Here is a 24,068-nt window from a genome sequence, read left to right on the forward strand (position 1 = left end):
AATTACCAGGCCAAGGACTGGGCGCGGCGCCTGATCTCCGTTTTGCGGCCCTCTCGCAGGGCATCGATGGGACGGCCACGCAGCGATTCATCGGGAGTAAACAGCCAGATGATCAGCTCTTCGTCGTTGTAGCCGGCATCGCTGAGGACCGCGACGGTCCCTTTCAAGCTGTCTACAACATGGCCATCTTGAATAAACAAGGCCGGGATCGAGCGGATATTCCGTTCTCCCTGCCTGATGGCGACCAGCGCACGCTCATCCAGAAGTCCGTGGACTTTGGTGATGGAAACTTCCAGCAGCTCGGCAACATCCGGAAGCGGCAACCACTCGGAAACAAGGCTTTCTACATTACTCACGGATCAAGGTTGCCATGCCGCCCCGCCCCTCGCCTAGCCGGGGCGTGAAAGGCGCACCGCAGATGCGCCCCCAAGTTGCAATTTGCATACCAACAAATGGCCTCAACAATCTTCCGTAGCAGGAATTGTTGTGCCAATTGAATAAGTATGAGAGATTCACACTGATCACACTTGCACCATTGATAACATCAGTAACATTGGCAACACTGACAACAGCGTTAACAATCAACCCCCGCTGTTTGAGATGAGGACTCTTTCATGACGACGCCCCGCTCGCCGAAACGAACCATGAGCATGCCCGTTATCGCGGCAACCACGGCCGCGCTTCCCGCTGTGGTTTTGTCGTCGCTTGCGTTGGCTCAACCATCCATCGCGGCGCCCGCCCCCCAACCGCGCAAGATTCCGGCCACGCTCGCTGCCGCAATGAAGGCACAAGCCGTCACTGCCGGCACGGTGATCCCCGCCCAGGCCGTTGCCGCGACACTTCCGGCGGCGCTCCGGCCCATGGCTCCCGCTGTTCCGGACAGCTATACGGTGGTTCGCGGCGATACCGTCAGCGCCATTGCACGCCGTTTCAACCTGGATACCGCCGCCGTACTCCAGCTGAACAAGCTGACTCCCACGTCGCTGATTTACCCCGGTCAGAGCATCAAGCTCACCGGCACTGCTCCTGCCGCGCCGGCACCCAGCGCTCCGGCACCATCCGGCTCCACGAGCAGCGCCACTGTCTACACGGTGGTCTCCGGGGATACCCTCGGCGGCATTGCAGCCAAGCACGGAGTGCCCCTGTCCAGCATTTTCAGCTGGAACAACCTCAATGGGAGCTCCATCATCTATCCGGGGCAGAAGATCAAGGTCAGCGGCGGCTCGGCTCCTTCAACGCCTGCAACTCCGGCTCCCGCCCCGGCACCGGCACCGGCTCCCTTGGCAAGTACAGGTTCGTACACCATCAAGGCCGGTGACACCCTCAGCTCCATCGCCTCGCGGCTCAAAGTGTCCCTGTCCGCGCTCATGTCGGCCAACAATGTGACCGCAACTACGGTCATCTACCCGGGCCAGAAGCTCACCATCCCGGGTGGCAGCCTGCAGCCGGCCGGGGAAACCACTCCCCTGGTGCCCAGCACTTTCCTTGGCTTCACCTATCCCCCGGCCGTGGTCAACTCGGCCAATGAAAACAAGGCGCTCCTCAACGCGTCTCCTGTGCCGAGCCGCGCAGAAATGAAGACCATTGTTGCTGATACAGCGCGGCGCATGGGCGTCAGCCCGTCCCTGGCTCTGGCATTCGCGGAGCAGGAATCCGGTTTCGACCAGCGGGCGGTATCCCCCGCAAACGCCATTGGCACCATGCAGGTCATTCCGTCCTCCGGCCAGTGGGCCTCCGACCTGGTAGGCCGGAAGCTCAACCTGCTGGACCCTTACGACAATGCCACGGCGGGCGTGGCCATCATCCGCGCCTTGGTGGCCACCAGCAAAGACCTGGATACTGCCATAGCCGGCTACTACCAAGGCCAGTATTCGGTGAGCAAGTACGGCATGTACGACGACACCAAGCGCTACGTCGAATCAATCAAGGCACGCCAGCGTACGTTCGGCTAGGCCCGTCCCGGCACCTCGGAAGGGGCCCGCATCCCACGGGGATTCGGGCCCCTTCCGAAGTCTCGTTTAGGATCGTATGGTGCAAGAACCAACGCAGGACCACCTCATCGGGACCACCGTGGACGGGCGCTACATGGTCCGTTCCCGCTTGGCGAAGGGTGGGATGTCCACCGTTTACCTGGCCACTGACAAGCGCTTGGAGCGCGACGTGGCCCTCAAGGTCCTGCACCCCCATCTGGCGAATGACCAAACGTTCCTGGAGCGTCTGAGCCGTGAAGCAAAAGCGGCAGCGAGCCTCTCCCACCCCCACGTCGTCGGAGTCCTGGACCAAGGCGAGGACGGGCACATCGCCTACCTCGTCATGGAGTACGTCAAAGGGCACACCCTCCGTGATGTCCTGCAGACCCAAGGCGCACTGCCACCGCGCCTCGCCCTGGCACTGATCGATCCCGTGATCGAAGGTTTGGCCGCGGCCCACGCGTCAGGCCTGATACACCGGGACATCAAACCTGAGAACGTCCTCATCGCGGACGATGGCCGGATCAAGGTCGGCGATTTTGGCTTGGCCAGGGCCATCTCCGCCAACACCAGCACCGGGGCTCTCATAGGAACGGTGGCGTATCTGGCTCCTGAACTCGTCCTGGGACAACCCGCCGACGCCCGGAGCGATATCTACTCAGCCGGAATCATGCTCTACGAAATGCTGACAGGCCGGCAACCGTACAGCGGCGAATCCCCCATCCAGGTGGCCTACAAGCATGTGAACGCCTCGGTTGGCCGCCCATCCGAGGCGGCTCCCGGGCTCGCCGAAGACCTGGACGAACTCGTCCAATGGTGCACTTCCGTTGATGCCGAGAACCGGCCCATCGACGGCACGGCCCTGCTGACAGAGCTGCGTCACATCCGCACAACGCTCACTGACGAGCAATTGGATCACCGTCAACAGCCGGCCACCACGAACTTCTCCCACGCTCCCACGGCAGCCATCGCGGCTTCCGGACCGGACGGCAACGCCACCGAGGCCATCGCAACCACGGCTTCGCCCACTGAGTTCATTTCCCAACAGCGCAACCCCACAACCATCCTGGCCGCTGGTGGATCGTCGCTCCAGGCTCAGAGGGTCCCCTCGGATGCGGAAACACGTCCACCCGGAAAAAGGGACCTCAAGCGGCTCGAGCGGCAGCAGGCCAAGGACCGTGCCCGGGCGGCCGCCACTCCGGTCCGACCGCTCAGGGAAGGCAATCCCCGCCGTCGCGGCCTCATCTGGACTGTGGTGATCGTCATTCTTGCGCTGCTCGCGGCCACCGCGGGGTGGTTTTTCGGTATGGGGCCGGGATCACCCGGCACCGTCCCGGACGTCAAGAACAAGACAGTCGCCGAGGCCCAGCAGTTGCTCCGCACTGCGGGCTTCCAGTCCGAGCCCCAGGACGTTTTCGACGACGATATCCTGGCCGGACTTACTGTGGGCACCAAACCCGAGTCAGGCGCCGAAGTCCGGAAGTTCCAGCCCATCACGCTTTTCGTCTCCAAGGGAGCCCAGCTCTTCGCTCTCCCGGAGCTCACCGGTGGCACCCTGGATGAGGCCAAGACTGCACTCAATTCAGCCCGGATGACACTTGGCAACGTCACAGAGGCCTTCGATGAGAAGGTCCCCGTTGGCGTTGTCATCGCGCAGGACCCCGCGAAGGGCACGGAAGTCCGGCACGGCACCCCCGTGGCCCTGGTGGTCTCCAAGGGCCCCCAGCCCATCCCTGTACCGGATGTGCGTGGGCTTGCACAGGACGCGGCGGTCAAGGCCATCCAGGATGCCGGGCTCAAGGCCGTGATCGCCCCCGAGACCGTCAACGACAAGAGCGTCCCCAAGGGATCGGTGGTCTCACAGGCGCCGGCCAACGGCACGCTCATCAAGGGTGAGACGGTGACTTTGACAGTCTCGAAGGGACCAAAGATGGTCAAGGTCCCAAGCTACATCGGCAAGCAGGCAGCAGAAGCCAAGAGGGAGCTTGAGAAGCTGGGCTTCAAGGTAGAGATCAACAACATTCTTGGAGGGTTCTTCGGCAGCGTCCGGGACCAGAACCCCGCCAACGCCGAGGCTCCGGAAGGCTCGGTGGTTACGCTCACCGTGGTGTAAGTCAGCGAAACACGCAGCAACCATAAAGGCGCGGCCCGGAGAACTCCGGGCCGCGCCTATCTTGTTGTGGCTATATTATTGCCGGCTACCGCTTGGAAAGGGCCCCGGCCACCAGGAAGGCCATCTCCAGCGACTGCATGTGGTTAAGGCGGGGATCGCACACGGACTCGTAGCGATCCAGGAACGCGTCCTGGTCGATCGGGTCTGCGCCACCCAGGCATTCTGCGACGTCATCGCCGGTCATTTCCACGTGCAGGCCGCCAGGGACAGTGCCCAGGGAGTGGTGCACTTCGAAGAAACCGCGGACCTCGTCAATGACGTCGTCGAAGTTGCGGGTCTTGTAGCCGTTGGGCGAGGTCACGGTGTTGCCGTGCATCGGGTCGGTCACCCACAGCACCTGCGCGCCGGATGCCGTGACGCGCTCGACGACGGCCGGCAGCTTTTCGCGGATGTTCCTGGCGCCCATGCGGGTGATGAACGTCAGACGCCCGGGTTCGCGGTTGGGGTCAAGCTTGTCGATGAGGCGCAGGGCGTCGTCGCCGCTGGTGGTGGGGCCAAGCTTGACGCCGATCGGGTTGCGTACCCGGGACAGGAAGTCCACGTGAGCGTGATCGAGTTCCCTGGTCCGCTCCCCGATCCACAGGAAGTGGGCGGAGGTGTCATACGGCAGGCCGGTGCGGGAGTCGATGCGCGTCAGGGCGCGCTCATAGTCCAGCAGGAGGGCCTCATGGCTGGCAAAGAATTCAACACGCTTCAGCGCCTCGAAATCCGCCCCGCAGGAATCCATGAACATAATGGCACGGTCGATGTCGCGGGCCAGCGACTCGTAGCGCGCGTGGGCCGGGTTCTCGGTGAATCCCTTGTTCCACTGGTGCACCAGGCGCAGATCCGCGAAGCCGCCCTGGGTGAACGCACGGATGAGATTAAGGGTGGAGGCGGAGGTGTGGTACGCCTTCAACATCCGGCCTGCATCGTGGGCGCGGGACTCAGGGGTGAATTCGTAGCCGTTGACGATGTCGCCGCGGTAGGCCGGCAATGTCACGCCGTCGCGGGTCTCGTCATTGGAGGACCGCGGCTTGGCGAACTGCCCGGCCATCCGCCCCATTTTGATGACAGGCATCGCTGCACCGTAGGTGAGGACCACTGCCATCTGGAGGATGGTTTTGACGCGGGCACTGATCTTGTCCGCCGTGGCAGCCTCGAAAGTTTCTGCGCAGTCGCCGCCCTGGAGCAGGAAGGCCTTGCCCTGGGCCGCGGCAGCCAGCCGCTCCCGGAGGACATCCACTTCGCCGGCGAAGACCAAGGGCGGCACGACGGAAAGTTCGTTGACCGAGGCCTTGAAGACATCAGCATCCGACCACGTTGGCTGCTGCGAAATCGGCAGGTCGCGCCAGGCGTCAAGCCCGGGATAGTTCGCGGCTCCGCTCTGGGCGGTGCTGGCGAGGGGATCTACGGTGGAAGGTGCGGTGTTCGCGGTTAGCTCAGTCACCCTTCAAGAGTAGTAGCCTCCGGCAGGGTTGGGGCACTCGCGGCCGTAACTGATGCTGCCGTTCGCGTCACAGTCTTTCCTGCGCCCATCAGCCTCCGGCGCGGGGGTCGTCCTTGTCCTCAACATCGGGTTCGTCCCTGTCCTCGGCGATGTCGTCCGCAGTTGCCTCAACCTCAACCTTATGAAGGGGCTCCGGACCTTTGCCGGCCAGCCGGGCTTTAACCACGGCGGCATATTCGTCCACGTATTCCTGGCCGGAGAGCCGCATCAGTTCATACATGATTTCGTCCGTCACAGCCCTCTGGATCGCGCGATCGTCTTCCATCCCGTAATAACGACTGAAGTCCAGGGGCTGTCCGAAGATGATGCCGATCCGGCGGATGCTCGGGAGCCTCTTGCCGATGGGCTGGACCTTCTCGGTTCCGATCATGGCAACCGGCACCACAGGTACGCGGGTCTGCAGGGCAAGGCGCGCTACCCCCACTTTGCCCCGATACAGCCTTGCGTCCGGGCTGCGCGTGCCCTCCGGGTAGATGCCCAAGAGGCCACCGGAGGTGAGCACATCCTTGCCTGCCTGGAGCGACATTTCGGAGGCAGCGCCTCCGGACCGGTCCATGGGGAGCTGGTTGCTCAGCCGGAAGAACAATGCAGTGAGGCGCCCTTTGAGCCCTTTCCCGGTGAAGTATTCGGACTTGGCCAGAAAGATCACGGGACGGCGGACCATCAGGGGCAGGAAAATGGAGTCCGAAAAAGACAGGTGGTTTGAGGCGAGGATTGCCGCGCCGTTTTCAGGAACATTGTCCAGGCCTTTGACCCAAGGACGGAACAGGAAGTTGAGGATAGGACCCAAAAAGATCCTCTTCATGACCCAATAGAACACGTTTGTCCTCTCACGGCCGTTGGCAGCATGCTTCCGGCGACCCGGCCGGAACTCAACTGCAACCCTACTCCAGTGTGAAATCTCCGGAACAGTGACACGATGGAACGCATGACGGAACGCAACCCACCAGCAGCGACCGCTTTCCACTACCCAGGACACGGGCCAAATGCCTCCATTGGCGTGGCCATCTGCCATGGATTCACCGGCAGCCCATCGAGCATGCTCCCCTGGGCCGAGTACCTGGCTGCGCAAGGCTTCGCTGTCACAGTGCCTTTGCTCCCCGGTCATGGCACCAGTTGGCAGGATCTGGCGACAACCCGTTGGCAGGACTGGTACCGGACTTTCGAGCAGAGCTACCTGGAGCTGGCGGCTGAAACGGAGACCTGTTTCGTTGCCGGCCTGTCAATGGGAGGGGCCGTAGCCCTTCGCCTTGCCTCCCGCCATGACGTTCCGGGATTGGTCCTGGTCAACCCCGGACTGAGTTTCTATGATCGTCGCGTGAAGTACGTGGGGGCCCTGAAATATGTCATGCGGACCACTGAACCCATCGTCGAAGACACTCCTGCCCCTGTGCGTACCGAGGATGGCGACTACTCCAAGACACCCCTCAAGTCCGTGCATGAGCTCAAGAAGCTTTTCCGCTCTGCAACCCGGGGACTGCCACAGGTGAAGGCGCCCGCGCTTGTCTTCAAATCATCGGTTGACGGCGTTATTCCTCCAAGCTCGGTGGACACCATCCGCAGGCACATCGATTCTGCACGCCTGAAGGTGGTCTCCCTTCCGCACAGCGGCCATGTTGCCACCCTGGACGTTGACGCACCCACGATTTTCGAAGAATCCGCAGCATTTTTCCGCCAGTACGCCAATCACAGAGTAGCCTCGGAGTCATCATGAAAATGCTCCCGGATTTCTCCCCGTTCCTCAGCAGCTGGAGCGGAACTGGACCCCGCGTCGGGGTCGTCATGTCGCACGGATTCACCGGGAGCCCGCACAGCGTCAGGCCCTGGGCTGAGCATCTTGCAGCTTCCGGATATGCCGTCAGGCTGCCGCTGCTCCCCGGCCACGGCACCACCTGGCAGGACATGGCGAAGAGATCATGGCAGGAATGGCATCGCGCAGTGGATGATGCCTATCTTGAATTGGCCGCGGAATGCGACTACGTCTTTGCGGCCGGCTTGTCCATGGGCGGCACCCTGGCGTTACGGATTGCTGCCACGCGACCCGTCGCAGGGACGGTGGTGGTCAACCCAGGGCTTGTTCTGGACGATCCACGCGCCGTCATTGTCGCCGCGCTTAAGTACGTGGTGAAAACGACTCCGGCGATCGCCAATGACATCCTCAAACCGGACCAGGACGAAGGCGCTTACGCTCGAACCCCCGTCGCCGCAGCCCACGAGCTGAAGAAGATGTACAAAAACACCGCTGCGATACTGCCTCGCATCAGCACACCTGTGCGTGTCTACAAGTCAACAGTGGACAACGTCATTTCGAATGCCAGCCTCGATTTCCTCCGCTCACGCGTACAGGCCCCGGTGGAGGTCAGCTACCTCCACAACAGCCACCATGTGGCCACCCTCGACAACGACGCACCCGAAATCTTCTCCGGTACGGTCGACTTCATTCAACAGACCGTAGCCTCCTTGGCAGGACACGGGCCCTTCCCCCTAAAGGACACAGCCCATGAACAGGCCTGATCCCAACTCGGCTGACCAAAGCGCCAACAAGGACGATGACGCCGTATGGCTGGATCTGGTGGCCCGGCTGGAGGCCACGCAGTCTGCTCCTGATGCACTAGGGCAGGACTCGGACGTGCCCGCTGCGGAGACTGATCAACCGCAGGCGGGTTCCGGGAAGACCTTCAAAGACTTCGACCCCCTGGGCCTGTCGGCTTCTGCTGCCGTGCCGGCCGCGGATCCTGCTGCCGGCGAAGGGCAGGGCCGCTCGCTTGGCCCGCGCGATTTCGAGGTGGACGACGACGATGACGCGTTCGTCCCGGAAGAGCCGCCGAGCCTGGCGGGTACCGAACCGCTGACCATGTTGGCGTGGGTTGGAGCTGTGGGAGGTCCTGTCGCGCTCCTCTTCACCGCCATGTTCTGGCGATCGGCGCCCCTGGCTGCCATCCTGGGGATCGTTGCTGCGTTCGTGGCCTCGGTGGTGTTCCTCATCATGAGGCTTCCGGAGGAAAAGAATGAGGACGACGACGGCGCCCGCATCTAGCTGCCGACGTCCAGGTCCCGAGGGCTGCGCTTAGCTGTGCGTCCTGCCGCTGACCCGTGAGAGGTCCGCGGCGCCAATCATGCCGGCCCGTGGTCCCAGGGCAGCAAGTTCGATCCGGGCCATGGGCCTGAACCCGCGGCCCGTGAGGTTTTTGGCGAATGAGTCACGTGCCGGTCCTGCCAGGAGGTCTCCGGCATCGCATAGGCCGCCGCCGATGACGAACATGCCGGGATCCAGTGCTGCAGCGAGGTTCGCCAGACCCAGGCCCAGCCATTCTCCCTGGTCGGCCAGCAACTCCCGGGACGTAGCATCCCCGGCAAGAGCCAGGGCCGTGACGGCTGCCCCCGTGATGTTGTCCGCTGTCCCGCCGGCACGTTCAAGCAGGGCGCGGCCCTCGGGTGAGTTGGTCCGTACGAGTTGCCGGGCCTCACGCCCCAGCGCATTTCCGGACGCGTACTGCTCCCAGCATCCGCGGTTGCCGCATTCGCAGCGGTGGCCACCGGGAAAAATGATCTGGTGACCGAACTCGCCGGCCACTCCATAGCGGCCGCGCTCCACCCGGCCGTCCATCACCATGGCACCGCCAATACCGGTTCCGAGGGTGATGCACACCAGGCGGCTTTCACCGTGGCCGGCACCAAAGCGCCATTCAGCCCATGCCGCTGCATCGGCGTCGTTCGTAAGCAGGACCGGACGCCTGAGCAGTTTCTGCAGGCTGGCCCGAAGGGGCTCGTTGCGCCAGGCGAGATGAGGGCTGAACAGGACCGTACCGCCGTCGAGGTCCATCCAACCGGCGGCGCCGATACCCACTGAGGCGATCCTGTGCCCTGCGCTGAGCTCGTCCACGAGTTCAACGATCGTCTGTTCCACGGCCCGCGGGTCGGCACCCGGAGTGGACCGGCGGGCCTCGGCGAGGACCCTGCCTTCGGCGTCCACTACGCCCGCGGCCACCTTGGTTCCACCGATGTCGATCCCGATCGCCAGTCCCCTGCGGCCGAGGTGGCTGCGCCGGGCGGCCCAGGGTACGTCCTTCCAGGCTGCGGCCGGAGGCCTGGAATTTACGCGGGAACTGGACCGAAATGCGGGCATCCCATCATCCTATTCCGCCATGGGTCGCGCCCCCGCATCGCGGGCTCCGTAAGTCTCCGAGTTGCTTGGAATGGGGCCTCCTCCGTAAAGTTACTCGCCAGTAGGTGAAATAGGACACACCTCCGCGAGCGGGCATACTAGAGTGAAAGAAGCCCCTCGTGGCCCGTGGATATCAAAGGAGCTACCGTGCGTGAAATCAGTGTTCCTCCCCTCGTGAACATCTCCCCTGAAACCAACATCACGGACTTCGTGCTTCGGGAGGCGGACAAGGCCTCCAACCCTCCGTTGTTCTCCAAACTGGACGGCTGTGGGCAGTGGAAGGACATCCGCGCCACTGAATTCCTCGCTGACGTCCGGGCACTGGCCAAGGGCCTCATCGCCAGCGGCGTGGGTCAGGGCGACAGGGTGGGCATCATGTCCAGGACGCGCTACGAGTGGTCCCTGGTTGACTTCGCGATCTGGTTTGCCGGAGCCGTGTCAGTGCCCATCTACGAAACGTCCTCCCCATCGCAGGTGGCGTGGAATCTTGGGGACTCCGGTGCTGTGGCAGCCTTTGGCGAGTCGGCCCACCATGAGGACATCATCCGCCAGGCCGTAGTTGCCGAGGACATCACCTCCGTTGCCAACGTGTGGCAACTTGAGGGCGCCGGACTCGATGCCTTGCGCTCCGCCGGAGCCGGGGTTCCCGACGACGAACTCGAGTCCCGCCGGTCCGCCGCCGGACTGCGGGACGTCGCCACCATCATCTACACCTCCGGAACCACCGGCAGGCCGAAGGGATGCGAGCTGACGCACGGCAATTTCGTGGAACTTTCCGAAAATGCCCGCGCCTCGCTGCCGGAGATCATCAACGAATCCGGCAAGACCATCATGTTCCTGCCGTTGGCCCACGTGTTCGCCCGCTTCATCTCCGTCCTGGCGGTAGCCGGCGGGGTCCAGGTGGCACACACCCCGGACATCAAGAACCTGCTGGGCGATCTCCAAAGCTTCCAGCCGACGTTCATACTCGCCGTGCCCCGCGTCTTCGAGAAGGTTTACAACTCCGCGCTCACCAAGGCCGAAGACGGTGGCAAGGGCGCCATCTTCCACCGGGCAGTGGACACCGCGATCGCGTACTCCAAGGCCCGCCAGAACGGAAACCTTGGCCTCGGGTTGAAGCTCAAGCATGCCGTGTTCGACAAACTGGTTTACGGGAAGCTCCGGGCGGCCATGGGTGGCCACGTCGCCCATGCGGTGTCCGGAGGCGGCCCGTTGGGCGAACGCCTGGGCCACTTCTTCCAGGGCATTGGGCTGCAGATCCTGGAGGGTTACGGCCTGACCGAAACCACGGCTCCGATCTCCGTCAACACCCCGTCCATGATCAGGATCGGCACGGTAGGCGCTCCCCTTCCGGGGAACTCGGTAAAAATCGCGGACGACGGCGAGATTCTCGCCAAGGGTGTCTGCGTGATGCGCGGCTACTACAAGCGCCCGGACCTCACCGAAGAGACGTTCACCGAGGACGGCTGGTTCCGCACCGGCGACATTGGAGAGCTGGACAGCAACGGCTTCCTGAAGATCACCGGCCGCAAGAAGGAAATCATCGTCACGGCAGGCGGCAAGAATGTGGTGCCCGCCCTGTTGGAGGACCAGATCCGCTCGGACGCCCTCGTCTCCCAGGTCCTGGTGGTTGGTGACAACCGTCCTTTCATCGGCGCGCTGGTCACCCTGGACGAAGAAGCCCTGCCGGGCTGGCTGGAACGCCACGGACTGCCGGCAAGCACGACGCTGCACGAGGCCACCGAACATGCCGTGGTCAAGGCCGCGGTGCAGGAACTCATCAGCAAGGCAAACCAGTCAGTTTCACAGGCCGAAGCCATCAAGTCCTTCCGCGTGGTGCCGGCGGACTTCACGGAAGCCTCCGGCCACCTCACGCCTTCCCTCAAGGTCAAGCGCGCACAGGTCATGAAGGACTTCGACGCCGTGATCGAGGAAATGTATTCAGCGCCCCGCGCGTCCTAGCATGAGCCGGCGCACTAACGCCTGACAGCCAAAAAAGTACCCCGCCCGGACCAAGTCCGGGCGGGGTACTTTTTCCCTGGCGGCTTGCTAGCCGACTACCAGCAGCAAGTCTCCGCCCTGGACCTGTTCCACCGCTGAAATGGCAAGGCGCGAAACGGTACCTGCCACCGGCGTCGTAATGGAAGCCTCCATCTTCATCGCTTCGATGGTGGCAACGGTGTCGCCGGCCTTGACGGTGTCACCGGCCTTGACCGTGACAGTCACGGCACCGGCGAACGGAGCTGCGACCTGTCCGGGCTGGGCGGGGTCGGCCTTCTCCGCAGCCTTGACGTTGCTGACCACTGAACGGTCACGGACAACTACGGGACGGGACTGGCCGTTGAGGGTGCACATGACCGTGCGCATGCCCTTCTCGTCGGCTTCGGACACGGCTTCGAGCTGGGCAATGAGGCGTACGCCCTTTTCCAGTTCGATGACGTGCTCGGAGCCTTGCTGGAAGCCGTAGAGGTAGTCGCGGGTGTCGAGTACGGAAATGTTGCCGTAGGTCTCCACGCTCTTCAGGTAGTCCTTGGTGGGACCGGCAAAGAGCAGGCGGTTCAGCGTGTGCTGACGCGTCTTGGAGTCACCCTTGAGTGCTTCGCTGTCTTCAGGGCTGATCTCCACATCGCGAACCTTCACGCTGCGGCCCTGCAAGGCCTTGGTGCGGAAGGGCTCGGGCCAGCCACCGGGAGGATCACCAAGCTCGCCGGACAGGAAGCCGATTACGGAGTCCGGGATGTCGTAGTTCTGCGGGTTCTCGTTGAAGTCCGCAGGATCTGCGTTGAGTCCCACAAGGTGCAGGGCGAGGTCTCCCACCACCTTGGAGGACGGCGTCACCTTGACCAGGCGGCCAAGGATGCGGTCTGCCGCCGTGTACATGTCCTCGATGGCTTCGAACTGCTCCCCCAGGCCCAGCGCGATGGCCTGCTGGCGGAGGTTCGAAAGCTGCCCGCCCGGGATCTCGTGCCGGTAGACCCGGCCTGTGGGGCCGGGCAGGCCGGACTCGAAGGGTGCGTATACCCGTCGAACGGCTTCCCAATACGGCTCCATGGCGCCGACGTTGGCCAGGCTGAGGCCCGTATCGCGGGGCGTGTTGGCCAGGGCAGCCACCAGCGCGGAAGCGGCAGGCTGGCTGGTGGTTCCCGCCAGCGATGCCGCGGCGACATCCACGGCATCCACACCGGCATCGACGGCCGCCAGCAGGGTGGCGAGCTGGCCACCGGCGGTGTCGTGGGTGTGCAGGTGCACCGGCAGGTCGAAGCGCTCACGGAGCGCCGTGACAAGTTTGGCCGCTGCTGCGGGGCGCAGGAGTCCGGCCATGTCCTTGATGGCAAGGATGTGGGCACCGGCGTCGACGATCTTCTGCGCCAGCTCCAGGTAGTAGTCCAGCGTGTAGAGGTCCTCGTTGGGGTCCAGGAGGTTGCCGGTGTAGCACAGGGCGACCTCCGCAACAGCAGTTCCTGTTGCCCGGACTGCCCGGATGGCCGGAGCCATCTGGTTGACGTCGTTGAGGGCATCGAAGATACGGAAGATGTCGATGCCCGTGGCTGCGGCTTCGTTGACGAAGGCCTCAGTCACTTCTTCCGGGTAAGGCGTGTAGCCCACGGTGTTGCGTCCACGAAGGAGCATTTGGAGGCAGGTGTTGGGCAGGGCCTGGCGGAGTGCACCCAAGCGGTCCCACGGGTCCTCACCGAGGAAGCGCAGGGCGACGTCGTAGGTGGCACCGCCCCAAGCTTCCACTGAGAACAGTTCCGGCATCAGTGCCGTGACTGCAGGTCCGGCCGCAACGAGGTCGCGGGTGCGGACGCGGGTAGCAAGAAGGGACTGGTGTGCGTCGCGGAAGGTGGTGTCCGTGACGGCCAACGCGTTCTGCTCGCGCAGCGCCTTGGCGAAGCCTTCCGGGCCGAGTTCGATCAGCTTCTGGCGCGAACCGGACGTCGGGACAGGCCCTTCGACGGCGGGCAGCTTGCTGGCAGGGTCGGAATGGACCTTGAGTTCGCCGTTCGGCTTGTTCACGGTCACCTCAGCCAACCAGGTGAGCAGCTTGGTGCCGCGGTCCGCGGAGATGTGGGACTTCAGCAGTTCAGGGCGCTTGTCGATGAAGTCCGTCGCCACGTTGCCGGCGTTGAAGTCCGGGTCCGCCAGGACAGCCTGCAGGAACGGAATGTTGGTGGATACGCCACGGATACGGAATTCGGCAAGACCACGACGGGCCCGGGCAACAGCAGCCGGGTAGTCACGGCCGCGGCAGGTGAGCTTCACCAGCATGGAGTCGAAGTGCGGGCTGATTTCGGCACCCGAGTAGACCGTACCGCCGTCGAGCCTTACACCGGCGCCGCCAGCTGAACGGTAGCCGGTGATCTTTCCGACGTCGGGCCGGAAGCCATTGGCGGGGTCCTCGGTGGTGATACGGCACTGCAGTGCGGCGCCCTTGATGGATACTGACTCCTGGCTCAATCCCAGATCTGCCAGGGTCTCCCCCGAGGCGATACGCATCTGCGCCTGCACGAGGTCGACATCGGTGATTTCCTCCGTGACGGTGTGCTCCACCTGGATACGGGGGTTCATTTCGATGAAGACGTGCTGGCCGGCACGCTCACCCTCGGTGTCGACGAGGAACTCGACAGTTCCGGCGTTGACGTAGTTCAGCGCTTTGGCGAATGCGACGGCATCGCGGTAGAGCGCCTGCCGGATGTTCTCATCCAGGTTCGGTGCCGGGGCGATTTCCACCACCTTCTGGTGACGGCGCTGCAGGGAACAGTCACGCTCGAACAGATGCATGACGTTGCCCTCGGCATCTGCCAGGATCTGCACTTCGATGTGACGGGGACGCAGCACAGCCTGTTCAAGGAACATTGTGGGATCGCCAAAAGCTGCGTCAGCCTCACGCATGGCTGATTGCAGGGCTTCGGGCAAGGCTTCGCGCGTTTCGACGCGCCGCATGCCACGTCCGCCGCCGCCGGCAACGGCCTTGGCGAAGATGGGGAAGCCAATGTCGTCAGCTGCCGCGATGAGTTCGTCAAGGTCCTTGGATGGCTTGCTCGACTTCAGGACGGGCACGCCTGCCTTGCGGGCTGCTTCCAGGGCCGCAACTTTGTTCCCTGCAAGCTCCAGGACCTCTGCAGGTGGCCCCACGAAGGTAATTCCGGCTGCCTTTGCGGCCCGTGCAAGATCCGGGTTCTCCGAGAGGAAGCCATAGCCGGGGTAAATGGCGTCAGCACCGGCTTCTTTGGCGACGCGGACAACCTCCTCGACGTCCAGGTAGGCGCGGACAGGATGGCCCACCTCGCCGATCAGGTAAGCTTCGTCGGCTTTCTGCCGGTGGATCGAGTTACGGTCCTCGTGCGGAAAGACGGCTACGGTCTTGGCGCCCAGTTCATAACCAGCGCGAAACGCCCTGATCGCGATTTCGCCGCGATTGGCCACCAGAATTTTCGAAAACATACTTCTCCTGCATCATTGCGGGTGGATCGGTCGGTGGTCACAGTGTGTAGTGCCGCCAGCATCAAACACAAATCTTTGTGGCAACCATCACAATGGAATCGTCATGTGGGCGGTATATGCGTGCGCGCGATCCGAAGGCGTGCTAGTGCCCGCCGCCATCATCCCCTGGCCGGGCGCGTAGAAAGCGGGATTCAACGCCGAAGCACCATATGATGTTCAGGGGGCTTCGGCAAGCCCCGGCTCCGGCCATTCCGGAGACTAATGAGCGCGATACGGCAACCGGCGTTAGGTTTTGGGTTTTCAAGTGCAAGTAGTCAGCATCAGCAGCCTCAAGGGTGGAGTGGGAAAGACGTCCGTGACCACCGGTCTGGCGTCCGCGGCCCTCGCAGCCGGCATACCTACTTTGGTGGTGGATCTCGATCCCCATGCCGACGCCACTACGGCCCTCGGTGTCCAGCCCGGCGGGCAACAGGACATCGGCCGGATGCTGAAAAGTCCCCGACGCGCCAGGCTCCAGGACAACGTGGCCGGAAGCAGCTGGGTCTCCAACGGCTCCAGCGACGGCACCTTGGATGTTGCGGTGGGCTCCGCGTTCACAGGCGTCTATGACCGGCCCGACCTCGGCCGACGCGACCTCCGCAGGCTTTCAGCGGTGCTCGCCGGCGCGAGCAACTATGAACTCGTACTGGTGGATTGCCCGCCGTCCCTCAATGGACTGACCCGTATGGCCTGGAGCGCAAGCGACCGCGTGGTCCTGGTGGCCGAGCCGGGGTTGTTCTCCGTCGCAGGCACGGAACGGACCATGAGGGCCATTCAACTGTTCCGCCAGGAATTCGCCCCCAACCTGGCCCCGGCAGGCATCGTTGCCAACCGTGTGCGCAGTGGATCGGCCGAGCACACCTTCCGCTTGGCTGAAATGGAGTCCATGTTCGGTGAGCTGCTGCTCACCCCGCATATTCCCGAACAAGCCAACTGGCAGCAGATCCAGGGCGCGGCCCATTCGGTCCACCACTGGCCGGGAGATTCGGCGAAAAATGCCGCCAAGCTGTTCGATGCCCTGCTGGAGAGCCTTCTCGAGGGCCAGGGTACTGCCAGGGACCGCCGTCAGCGCTGACCGGAAACGGCTTTACCCATTGGCCACGAGCCAGCACAACAAGAAAGCCTCGTCCCGGCCGGGACGAGGCTTTCTTTGCGTGATAGGGGTTCGGCTTCCTAGCCGATACGTCGCGCTACGCGGCGCTTGCTCAGTTCGTCGTCCGGAAAGGACTGCTCGACGGCGTGCTCGCTCGGCAGCGCGGCCAAGCTGCCCTCAACTTCCCGCCATACACGGCCAACGGCGATGCCGAAAACGCCCTGCCCGCCTTGCACGAGGTCAATGACCTCATCTGCGGAGGTACATTCGTAGACGCTGGCGCCATCGCTCATGAGCGTGATCTGCGCCAGGTCCTCCACGCCCCGTTCGCGAAGGTGCTCAACCGCGGTTCGAATCTGCTGGAGGGATACGCCGGTATCAAGGAGGCGCTTGACCACTTTGAGAACCAGGATGTCGCGGAATCCGTAAAGCCGCTGTGAGCCTGAGCCGGCAGCTCCTCGAACAGCGGGCTCAACAAGGCCTGTACGTGCCCAGTAGTCCAGCTGGCGATATGTGATGCCTGCCGCCTTGCATGCGGTCGGGCCGCGGTATCCCGCGTCCTCGTCCAACACGGGAAGGTCCTCTGTGAAGAGTAGACCTTGGGCGCCGGATGCGGGCGCAGCAATGCCGGCAGAGGACTGCTTCAGCTCGCCTGCTTCGCCTTTCGGACTCACGTGACCTCCTTGTTCTCAGCTCCCTTGGGGACGGTGCATACCCTGATACAACGACGAAATGCAGCAGTGTAATTCCCACAAGTCGGCACCTTCCAGTGTGACTTGCGCGGGCAGTGTATGCAACGGGAACTTGATACTTCGACGTTAGGCCCGTGGAGGGCTCAGGTCAAAGACCTTGGCCCCGAAATCCTGTCGTGTCGAAACTTTCACCCTCAACTTCAGGGTGAAGGTGCCTCAACCCTCGAAATCTTCCGGTTCCACGTCGTCGAGGAACTCGCGGAACCGCCTCATTTCGCGTTCTTCATCCACGGTGGGATCCGGCTCCGAGTCCTCGCCCTCATCGTGTTCAGTGATCCGGACACCCGCTTCTTCCATGACGGCGTCAGCGCACCAGATCCGGCATTTGGCCCGCAGGGCCAGTGCGAGCGCATCCGAAGCGCGCGAGCTGACCACAGTGCCGTCGTCGAACTGCAGCTGTCCATAGAAGATGTTGTCCTCGACGGCAACGATATTGACGCTGATGATGGTGTGGCCCAGTGACTCCACGACGTCGATCAGGAGATCATGCGTCATGGGTCGGGGCGGCACCACGCCTTGCTGGGCAAGGGCTATGGCACTGGCTTCCGGAGTGCCGATCCAGATCGGCACATGCCGCTCACCGTTGAGTTCGCGAAGGAGTACCAGCGGTTGGTTTGACGGCAGTTCTATGCGTACACCGACGATTTCAACTTCTATCATCAGCTGTCCATCCGGGAGATTCGGTCGTGGACGAGGGCCCGGTGCAGGGTGAGGCAGAGATCGCTGATCTCACGTGCGGCCTCCGCGGCGCGGGCCTGGGAAGCGGCATCACGCCTGGACGTCAACGGCGCCACCGCCCTTTCCACCAGGCCAAACTCGCGCTCGGCGGCCGCCTGGAAAGGACGAAGGTGCCGGGGCTCGAGGCCGTGGCTTTCCAATTGAACGCAAGCCCTGGCTACCTGGAGGGCATGTTCGTCGAACTTGCCACCGACGTGCGATATGAGCCCGAAGCTCAGCAGCGATTCCAGCAGGGGCACGCTGGCCCCGGATTCTGCGCGCAGTTGTTCCTCGGTCAGGGCACGGGCTCGCCCGTGCACTTCTGCTGCCATCTCGGCCGAAACAACCCTGGGCGAAACCGTGACGCCGGGAGGGAGGTTCTCCGGCCGTTCACCGCGGTCGATCGCGTCAAGATAGTCCTTGATGACCTTCAGTGGCAGGTACTGGTCACGCTGCAGGGCAAGCACGAAGCGGAGACGCTCTACATCACTGTCCGCGTACTGCCTGTAGCCGGCAGGGGTCCTTTTCGGATTGATGAGTCCTTTTTCCTCGAGGAACCGGATTTTGGACGCCGTCATTCCAGGGAAGTCATCGCTTAGCTGCGCGAGGACTTCCCCAATGTTCAGGACCTGCGGTCCGCGACGGTCCGGCTGGGCAATAGCCACAGGCAGGTTCCCCGTCAGACTTGGCCTGCAGGACGGACAGGGCTGATGTAGTAGGTCAACCGGAACTTGCCGATCTGAACCTCGTTGCCGCTCTTGAGCTGTACACGGTCAACGCGGTCGTGGTTGACATACGTACCGTTGAGGCTGCCCATGTCCACGAGTTCGAAACCCGACGCCGTGCGGATGAACTGCACGTGCTTGCGGGAAACTGTGACATCGTCAAGGAAAATGTCCGCGTCAGGGTGCCGGCCGGCAGTGGTGGTGTCGGCATCCAGCAGGAACCGGGCTCCGGCGTTGGGTCCGCTGTGCGCGATGAGCAAGGCCGAGTTCGGCGGAAGTGCGTCTACGGATGCACGCTCTTCAGGGGCCAACTTGGGAGCGATGCTCGGCTCATCCCATGTTGGCGTGATGCTGATCGAGGTGGTCTCCGACGTCGGCTGTTCCTCCGCGCCGTTCCCGACATTGGCTTGATTCTGTTCGCCGCCAACCATGGAATTTCCTCCTCATCCGCTGACAGTTCCAAACCCTGCCAGCCACTTCCGCATCCCGGTACCGCCGGGCAAATCGGTTGCTGGCCCGCCCTTCCATTTTCCCGGTTAGGAGAAAACAGCCTGGCGGGCCAGATAACTTTAGCCTACCTGTTGTTCGTACTCCGATGCACTGAGCAGGGAATCCACAGCGTCAGGTTCTGCAAGCTTTACTTCAATAAGCCAACCTTCACCGTACGGGTCCGAGTTAATCAGCGCGGGATCGGTATCCAAGGCATCATTGCGATTGGTGACCTCGCCGGTAACCGGGGCGTAGATGTCACTAACGCTCTTGGTTGATTCGACTTCCCCCACAACCTCGTTTCCGGTGACCTTTGTCCCCGGTTCCGGCATCTGCGCGTACACCACATCGCCGAGCGCATCCTGCGCGAAGTCGGTGATGCCGATCCGCACCACGCCCTCTGCATCCGGAGCGGTTACCCACTCGTGCTCTGCGGTGTAGGAAAGTTCTTCTGGAATATTGCTCACGGGTGGCCTTTCATCGGGACAATGACGAACCTCGACGGCGGCCTGGCTGGGCTGGCCACCGCTGAAAGTATAGGCACAATTCCCCTGTGCCTGATGGGGTCCCTGCCATGATTGACCCATGGCCGTGCATGCACAAGTAGCAATTGGGAAAAAGCGCAATTTCGGCGCAAAATAATCCCCGGCTGACCGGCACGTTGTAGTGCTTTGTTTTTACTTTCCTTCCGTTTTTGGACTGCCGTCTCCGGGATTGCAGCAGTGTTCCCCTTAACGACGAAGCCCGCCACAGCCGTGGCGGGCTTCGTCCGTGCCTGCGTTCCGCCTCAGGCGACGGTTGCCCCGCTAGGTTCGCGTTCGACGTCGGACGTTGCAGCAGGTGCCCACGCTCCCCCGCGCTTGGCTGCTGCGGCCGCTGCCAGCATGACCGCAAGGGCGGCCACTGTAATACCTGCACCTGCCCAGATGGGCGAGGTGTAGCCGAGACCCGCGGTGATGGTGACGCCGCCCAACCAGGCACCCAGCGCGTTGCCGAGGTTGAAGGCGCCGATGTTCGCTCCGGATGCCAAGGTTGGCGCCGTGGAGGCAAAGTGCATCACGCGCATCTGGAGGCCCGGAACGGTTGCGAAGCCGAACCCACCCATCAATGCCAGTGATACGAGGGTCGCGATGCTGCTGGAAGCGGTGAGGGCGAAGAAGACCAGGACCGCCACGAGTCCGGCAAGGATGACGATGAGCGAGACGTCCAGTGCTTTGTCGGCAGCTTTGCCACCCAGGAAGTTGCCCACGAACAGTCCCCCGCCGAAAAGCACCAACAGCCACGGTACCGCGCTGGATTCGAAGCCGGAGACCTCAGTCAGGGTGAAAGCGATGTAGGTGAAAGCTCCAAACATGCCACCGAATCCGAGGATGGTCACGATGATGGAGAGCCACACCTGCCCGGACTTGAAGGCACCCAGTTCACTGCGAAGACCCTTGGTGGGCTCCGTGCTGGCCTTGGGGACCATGAGGGCGATGCCGAGCAACGCCACGACGCCAATGGCCGTGATGGCCCAGAAAGTGGAACGCCAGCCGAAGTTCTGGCCCAGCAGGGTCCCGAACGGAACGCCCAGGACGTTGGCGGCGGTCAGGCCGGTAAACATGATCGCGATGGCGCCGGCCTTCTTGTGGGCAGGCACGAGGCTCGCAGCAACCACGGAGCCGATGCCGAAGAAGGCGCCGTGGCACAAGGCGGCAACGATACGTCCCAGCAGCATCGCCGTATAGCTATCGGCAATGGCCGAGAGGAAATTGCCGGCGATAAACAGCACGAGCAGGCCCATCAGTACCGGTTTGCGCGGCAACCGGGTTACGGCGGCTGTCACCAGAAGGGCGCCAACCGTGACGCTGAGGGCGTAGCCGGAGATGAACCAACCGGCCGAAGCCTCACTGACGTTGAAGTCTGCGGCAACCTCCGGCAAGAGGCCCATGATCACGAATTCGGTCAGTCCGATACCGAATCCGCCGAGGGCAAGGGCAATCAACCCTGCGGGCATGTGGAACTCCTTAAATGGCCGATTCCCCTGGAAACTGGAAGTGCGTCGCCGGGAACCGTAGAATAATAGTTGCAGACGCTTCATATATAGTTGCACACGCTAGATACTTGCGCAAGCAACTACTTTTGAATGCGTCGCGATCGACTCAACATCTAGGCAGGAGCACAGCAGACATGGGCATCAAGGATGACGCCGTAGAAGTAAGGGCACAGGGCTGGCGGACCCTTGCCGCCCTGCACGGAAGCATCGAAGCCGAACTGGAGAGGGCACTCCAGGCCTCGAACGAACTCTCTGTTGTGGAGTACACGGTGCTCGACGCACTGAGCCGCCAGGATGGCTGGCACATGCGGATGCAACAGCTGGCCCGCGCCACCGCACTCTCCAGCAGCGCCACGACCCGCCTGGTCAATCGCCTGGAAGACCGCGGGCTGCTCACCCGTATCCTCTGCGCCGACGACCGTCGCGGGATTTACACGGAGCTTACGGGCGCCGGCCAGAAGCTTCTTGAAGCAGCCAAGCCCGTCCATGACGAGACCTTGGCTTCAGCCCTCGAAGCCGCAGAGGCCGTGCCGGAACTTGAGCCCTTGGTCCGGGCGCTCGGGGCCCTCCAGGTGGTTTAGGCGTCCGGCGCTGCTTGACTGAGGTGTTATTGACTCAGGTGTTCTGGCGGTCAGCGATTCGGTCGATGAGCTGCTGCACCTGGGCAGGGTCTGCATCGCGGGCCAGCGCAACGTAGTGGTCCAGGCGCGCAGGGCGATAACGCACCGGCAGTTTCTGCCCGGGGTCCAGGCGCGTTAGTTCGGTGATGGTGAGCGACTCGTCGGCGATTCCTCGAAACGAAAGACCCTCAACAGTGTCCACGTCCATCATGAGTACTACCCGCGGTTGACCGTCGGCGCTCACTTCGCGCCAGTCGACCAGCGTGCCTATCGCGAGTGCCCCAACCCGGAGTTCCCTGTTCCTTTGCCTCGCACTGCTGCTGAGCAAAGGATTCGGAGTCACGCCAGGGAAATCAGGACCGACGCCGAGCGAATCCCGGCTCAGATCAGGCCTAAGGAGTCCCACAAGATCACCGATGGGCTGTCTGCGCTTCCCGAAACCGAACACTGGCCACTCCTTGCTACGGTCTAATGCGGCCAATGTAGCACTTCGATGAGGAGCGGCAGCCCGCCAAAGGCAGGCAGCCCGCCAAAGACTCCGGATACGACAAAGCCCTGGTGAGGAACATTCCTCACCAGGGCATGTTGGTCGGGCTGACAGGATTTGAACCTGCGACCCCTTGACCCCCAGTCAAGTGCGCTACCAAGCTGCGCTACAGCCCGCTGGTTCCACCGTTCTCCGCCTAGGTTTTCCTCCGAAGAGTCTCACCTAAGCAGTCCGGCCGAACCACCTCCAAAAGCTTACACGAAGTTGGAGGTCGGAGACGCCATCACAGCCAAAGTCGGCTGTGATGCGCGTCTCACTTAGCGCTTCTTGCCACGCTTCTCGCGTACACGCATGTTGACCTCGATGGGAGTGCCCTCAAAGCCGAACGTTTCGCGGAGGCGACGGGTGATGAAGCGACGGTATCCCGGGTCCAGGAAGCCGGTGGTGAACAGCACGAACTTCGGCGGGCGGCTCGAAGCCTGGGTGCCGAAGAGAATGCGCGGCTGCTTTCCACCACGGACCGGGTGCGGGTGAGCTGCCACCAGTTCACCCAGGAATGCGTTGAGGCGACCGGTGGGGATACGACGGTCCCAGCTCTCCAAGGCGATGTCCAGCGCAGGGACCAGACGGTCCTTGTGCCAGCCGGTCTTGGCCGAGATGTTCACGCGCGGCGCCCACTCTACGTGCGCCAGGTCCTGCTCGATTTCGCGCTCCAGGTACCGGCGTCGCTCGTCGTCCAGCAGGTCCCACTTGTTGAAGGCGAGGACCAGCGCGCGGCCGGACTCGATGGCCAGCTGAAGGATGCGGACGTCCTGCTCGCTGAGGACTTCGTCCACGGCCAGGAGAACGACGGCGACCTCCGCCTTTTCCAGCGCGGCCTGCGTACGCAGGGACGCATAGAAGTCGGCTCCCTGTGCCATGTGCTGGCGGCGGCGGATACCGGCGGTGTCGACGAAGCGCCATGTGCGGTCACCGAGCTCGATGAACTCGTCCACGGGGTCGCGGGTGGTGCCGGCAAGCGGATCCACCACAACGCGCTCGGAGCCTGCAAGCTTGTTCAGCAGCGAGGACTTGCCCACGTTCGGGCGCCCGATCAGGGCGATACGGCGCGGACCGCCGGAGCGCTCCACTCCTTCCACCAAGGAGTACTCGGGAAGCGTATCCATGACGTGGTCCAAAAGGTCGGCAACACCGCGGCCGTGGAGGGCCGAAACGGGGTAAGGCTGACCGAAGCCCAGGCCCCACAAAGCTGCGGAGTCTGCTTCCTGCGCAAAGTCGTCCACCTTGTTGGCCACCATGATGACCGGCTTCTTGCTCTTGCGGAGCATCTTCATGACGCCCTCGTCCGTGGCGGTGGCGCCAACGGCGGAGTCCACCACGAAGAGAACGGCGTCAGCGAGCTCAACGGCCATTTCCGCCTGCTCGGCCACGCGGGCGTGGATGCCCTTGGCATCGTGTTCCCATCCACCGGTGTCCACCAGCGTGAAGTTGCGGCCATTCCAACGGGCCGAGTACATGACGCGGTCGCGGGTTACGCCAGGGGTGTCCTCGACGACGGCCTCCCGGCGGCCCAGGATGCGGTTGACCAACGTGGACTTGCCGACGTTCGGACGGCCAATAATGGCCAAGACGGGATCCAGCTTGAGCGGACCTTCGTCACCTTCATCGCCGTACTCGCCGCTGAGCAGCGCAGCGTCTTCTTCGTCGAGTTCGTAATCGTCCAGGCCGGCCCGGAGGGTGGCCGCGCGAAGCTCGGCCTCGTCGTCGTCCAGGGCAGCCAGGTTTTCAGCCACCTGGTCGGTGCCGGTGGGCGTGTATTCGTCGTCGCCGGCTCCGTGGAGGCCGGATTTTTGAGTCGTATCGCTCATT

At 63.1% G+C, this 24,068-nt stretch carries 21 protein-coding genes and 1 tRNA gene; 8 read left to right on the forward strand and 14 right to left on the reverse strand.

What is annotated here, in order from left to right:
* Positions 1-2: 2 nt before the first annotated feature.
* On the reverse strand, positions 3-356 hold the full coding sequence (locus tag PJL15_RS17275; RefSeq protein WP_281452370.1) for an Rv2175c family DNA-binding protein: 354 nt from the start codon (positions 354-356) through the stop codon (positions 3-5).
* A gap of 258 nt (positions 357-614) precedes the next feature.
* On the opposite strand from PJL15_RS17275, the gene PJL15_RS17280 reads away from it, so the two are divergent.
* Positions 615-1,952 (forward strand): LysM peptidoglycan-binding domain-containing protein, encoded by a 1,338-nt coding sequence (locus PJL15_RS17280; protein WP_281452371.1) that lies wholly within the window; start codon positions 615-617, stop codon positions 1,950-1,952.
* Positions 1,953-2,028: 76 nt separating this feature from the next.
* The gene (pknB, locus tag PJL15_RS17285; RefSeq protein ID WP_281452372.1) at positions 2,029-4,083 is read left to right on the forward strand and encodes a Stk1 family PASTA domain-containing Ser/Thr kinase; all 2,055 of its coding nucleotides are present in this window, start codon (positions 2,029-2,031) and stop codon (positions 4,081-4,083) included.
* Between the two features lie 85 nt (positions 4,084-4,168).
* Here the strand turns inward: pknB and PJL15_RS17290 are convergent, their stop codons facing one another.
* Together PJL15_RS17290 and PJL15_RS17295 are read right to left on the reverse strand one after the other, a co-directional pair.
* Positions 4,169-5,572 carry a class II 3-deoxy-7-phosphoheptulonate synthase gene (locus tag PJL15_RS17290; RefSeq protein ID WP_039240719.1) on the reverse strand — a complete coding sequence of 468 codons (1,404 nt, stop codon included), beginning with the start codon at positions 5,570-5,572 and terminating at the stop codon, positions 4,169-4,171.
* Positions 5,573-5,660: 88 nt separating this feature from the next.
* Entirely contained in the window at positions 5,661-6,452 is a 792-nt protein-coding gene (locus PJL15_RS17295; RefSeq protein ID WP_281452373.1) for a lysophospholipid acyltransferase family protein, read from the reverse strand.
* 108 nt (positions 6,453-6,560) lie between these two features.
* Here PJL15_RS17295 and PJL15_RS17300 point away from each other — a divergent pair, with 108 nt between their 5' ends.
* The 3 genes from PJL15_RS17300 to PJL15_RS17310 are packed head-to-tail and all read left to right on the forward strand — an operon-like array spanning position 6,561 to position 8,669.
* Positions 6,561-7,346: an alpha/beta hydrolase gene (locus PJL15_RS17300; protein WP_281452397.1), complete on the forward strand. Its 786-nt coding sequence runs from the start codon at positions 6,561-6,563 to the stop codon at positions 7,344-7,346.
* Positions 7,343-8,146: an alpha/beta hydrolase gene (locus tag PJL15_RS17305; RefSeq protein WP_281452374.1), complete on the forward strand. Its 804-nt coding sequence runs from the start codon at positions 7,343-7,345 to the stop codon at positions 8,144-8,146. The genes PJL15_RS17300 and PJL15_RS17305 overlap by 4 nt, the downstream gene beginning before the upstream one ends.
* On the forward strand, positions 8,133-8,669 hold the full coding sequence (locus PJL15_RS17310) for a hypothetical protein (RefSeq protein WP_281452375.1): 537 nt from the start codon (positions 8,133-8,135) through the stop codon (positions 8,667-8,669). Before PJL15_RS17305 ends, PJL15_RS17310 begins: the two co-directional genes overlap by 14 nt.
* A 30-nt stretch (positions 8,670-8,699) precedes the next feature.
* Here the strand turns inward: PJL15_RS17310 and PJL15_RS17315 are convergent, their stop codons facing one another.
* Positions 8,700-9,758 (reverse strand): ROK family protein, encoded by a 1,059-nt coding sequence (locus PJL15_RS17315; protein ID WP_281452376.1) that lies wholly within the window; start codon positions 9,756-9,758, stop codon positions 8,700-8,702.
* Between the two features lie 186 nt (positions 9,759-9,944).
* On the opposite strand from PJL15_RS17315, the gene PJL15_RS17320 reads away from it, so the two are divergent.
* Entirely contained in the window at positions 9,945-11,759 is a 1,815-nt protein-coding gene (locus tag PJL15_RS17320) for an AMP-dependent synthetase/ligase (protein ID WP_281452377.1), read from the forward strand.
* An 87-nt stretch (positions 11,760-11,846) separates the two neighbouring features.
* On the opposite strand, the gene PJL15_RS17325 is transcribed toward PJL15_RS17320, so the two are convergent.
* Positions 11,847-15,242: a pyruvate carboxylase gene (locus PJL15_RS17325; protein WP_281452378.1), complete on the reverse strand. Its 3,396-nt coding sequence runs from the start codon at positions 15,240-15,242 to the stop codon at positions 11,847-11,849.
* A 304-nt stretch (positions 15,243-15,546) separates the two neighbouring features.
* Here PJL15_RS17325 and PJL15_RS17330 point away from each other — a divergent pair, with 304 nt between their 5' ends.
* Entirely contained in the window at positions 15,547-16,356 is an 810-nt protein-coding gene (locus PJL15_RS17330; protein WP_281452379.1) for a ParA family protein, read from the forward strand.
* A gap of 98 nt (positions 16,357-16,454) precedes the next feature.
* Here PJL15_RS17330 and PJL15_RS17335 read toward each other — a convergent pair whose 3' ends face one another.
* The 6 genes from PJL15_RS17335 to PJL15_RS17360 form a co-directional block, all read right to left on the reverse strand.
* Positions 16,455-17,048 (reverse strand): MerR family transcriptional regulator, encoded by a 594-nt coding sequence (locus tag PJL15_RS17335; RefSeq protein WP_018779266.1) that lies wholly within the window; start codon positions 17,046-17,048, stop codon positions 16,455-16,457.
* Positions 17,049-17,282: 234 nt separating this feature from the next.
* On the reverse strand, positions 17,283-17,786 hold the full coding sequence (locus PJL15_RS17340) for a bifunctional nuclease family protein (protein WP_018779265.1): 504 nt from the start codon (positions 17,784-17,786) through the stop codon (positions 17,283-17,285).
* The gene (gene ftsR, locus PJL15_RS17345) at positions 17,786-18,502 is read right to left on the reverse strand and encodes a transcriptional regulator FtsR (RefSeq protein ID WP_281452398.1); all 717 of its coding nucleotides are present in this window, start codon (positions 18,500-18,502) and stop codon (positions 17,786-17,788) included. The genes PJL15_RS17340 and ftsR overlap by 1 nt, the downstream gene beginning before the upstream one ends.
* 20 nt (positions 18,503-18,522) lie before the next feature.
* On the reverse strand, positions 18,523-18,999 hold the full coding sequence (locus tag PJL15_RS17350; protein ID WP_189015862.1) for an FHA domain-containing protein: 477 nt from the start codon (positions 18,997-18,999) through the stop codon (positions 18,523-18,525).
* Positions 19,000-19,137: 138 nt separating this feature from the next.
* On the reverse strand, positions 19,138-19,524 hold the full coding sequence (gene gcvH / locus PJL15_RS17355; RefSeq protein WP_281452380.1) for a glycine cleavage system protein GcvH: 387 nt from the start codon (positions 19,522-19,524) through the stop codon (positions 19,138-19,140).
* 320 nt (positions 19,525-19,844) lie between these two features.
* Positions 19,845-21,053 (reverse strand): MFS transporter, encoded by a 1,209-nt coding sequence (locus tag PJL15_RS17360; RefSeq protein WP_281452381.1) that lies wholly within the window; start codon positions 21,051-21,053, stop codon positions 19,845-19,847.
* A 173-nt stretch (positions 21,054-21,226) separates the two neighbouring features.
* On the opposite strand from PJL15_RS17360, the gene PJL15_RS17365 reads away from it, so the two are divergent.
* Positions 21,227-21,673 carry a MarR family winged helix-turn-helix transcriptional regulator gene (locus PJL15_RS17365; RefSeq protein ID WP_281452382.1) on the forward strand — a complete coding sequence of 149 codons (447 nt, stop codon included), beginning with the start codon at positions 21,227-21,229 and terminating at the stop codon, positions 21,671-21,673.
* A 34-nt stretch (positions 21,674-21,707) separates the two neighbouring features.
* On the opposite strand, the gene PJL15_RS17370 is transcribed toward PJL15_RS17365, so the two are convergent.
* From PJL15_RS17370 to der, 3 genes are all read right to left on the reverse strand, one after another.
* Positions 21,708-22,160, reverse strand: a complete 453-nt coding sequence (locus PJL15_RS17370) for a hypothetical protein (RefSeq protein WP_281452383.1) — start codon at positions 22,158-22,160, stop codon at positions 21,708-21,710.
* Positions 22,161-22,298: 138 nt separating this feature from the next.
* Positions 22,299-22,375: transfer RNA gene (locus tag PJL15_RS17375), tRNA-Pro, on the reverse strand.
* 141 nt (positions 22,376-22,516) lie between these two features.
* Positions 22,517-24,067 (reverse strand): ribosome biogenesis GTPase Der, encoded by a 1,551-nt coding sequence (gene der / locus PJL15_RS17380; RefSeq protein WP_039240711.1) that lies wholly within the window; start codon positions 24,065-24,067, stop codon positions 22,517-22,519.
* Between the last annotated feature and the right edge of the window lies 1 nt (position 24,068).

This window comes from Paenarthrobacter nitroguajacolicus (assembly GCF_029952445.1).
GTDB classification, from domain to species: Bacteria; Actinomycetota; Actinomycetes; order Actinomycetales; family Micrococcaceae; genus Arthrobacter; species Arthrobacter nitroguajacolicus_B.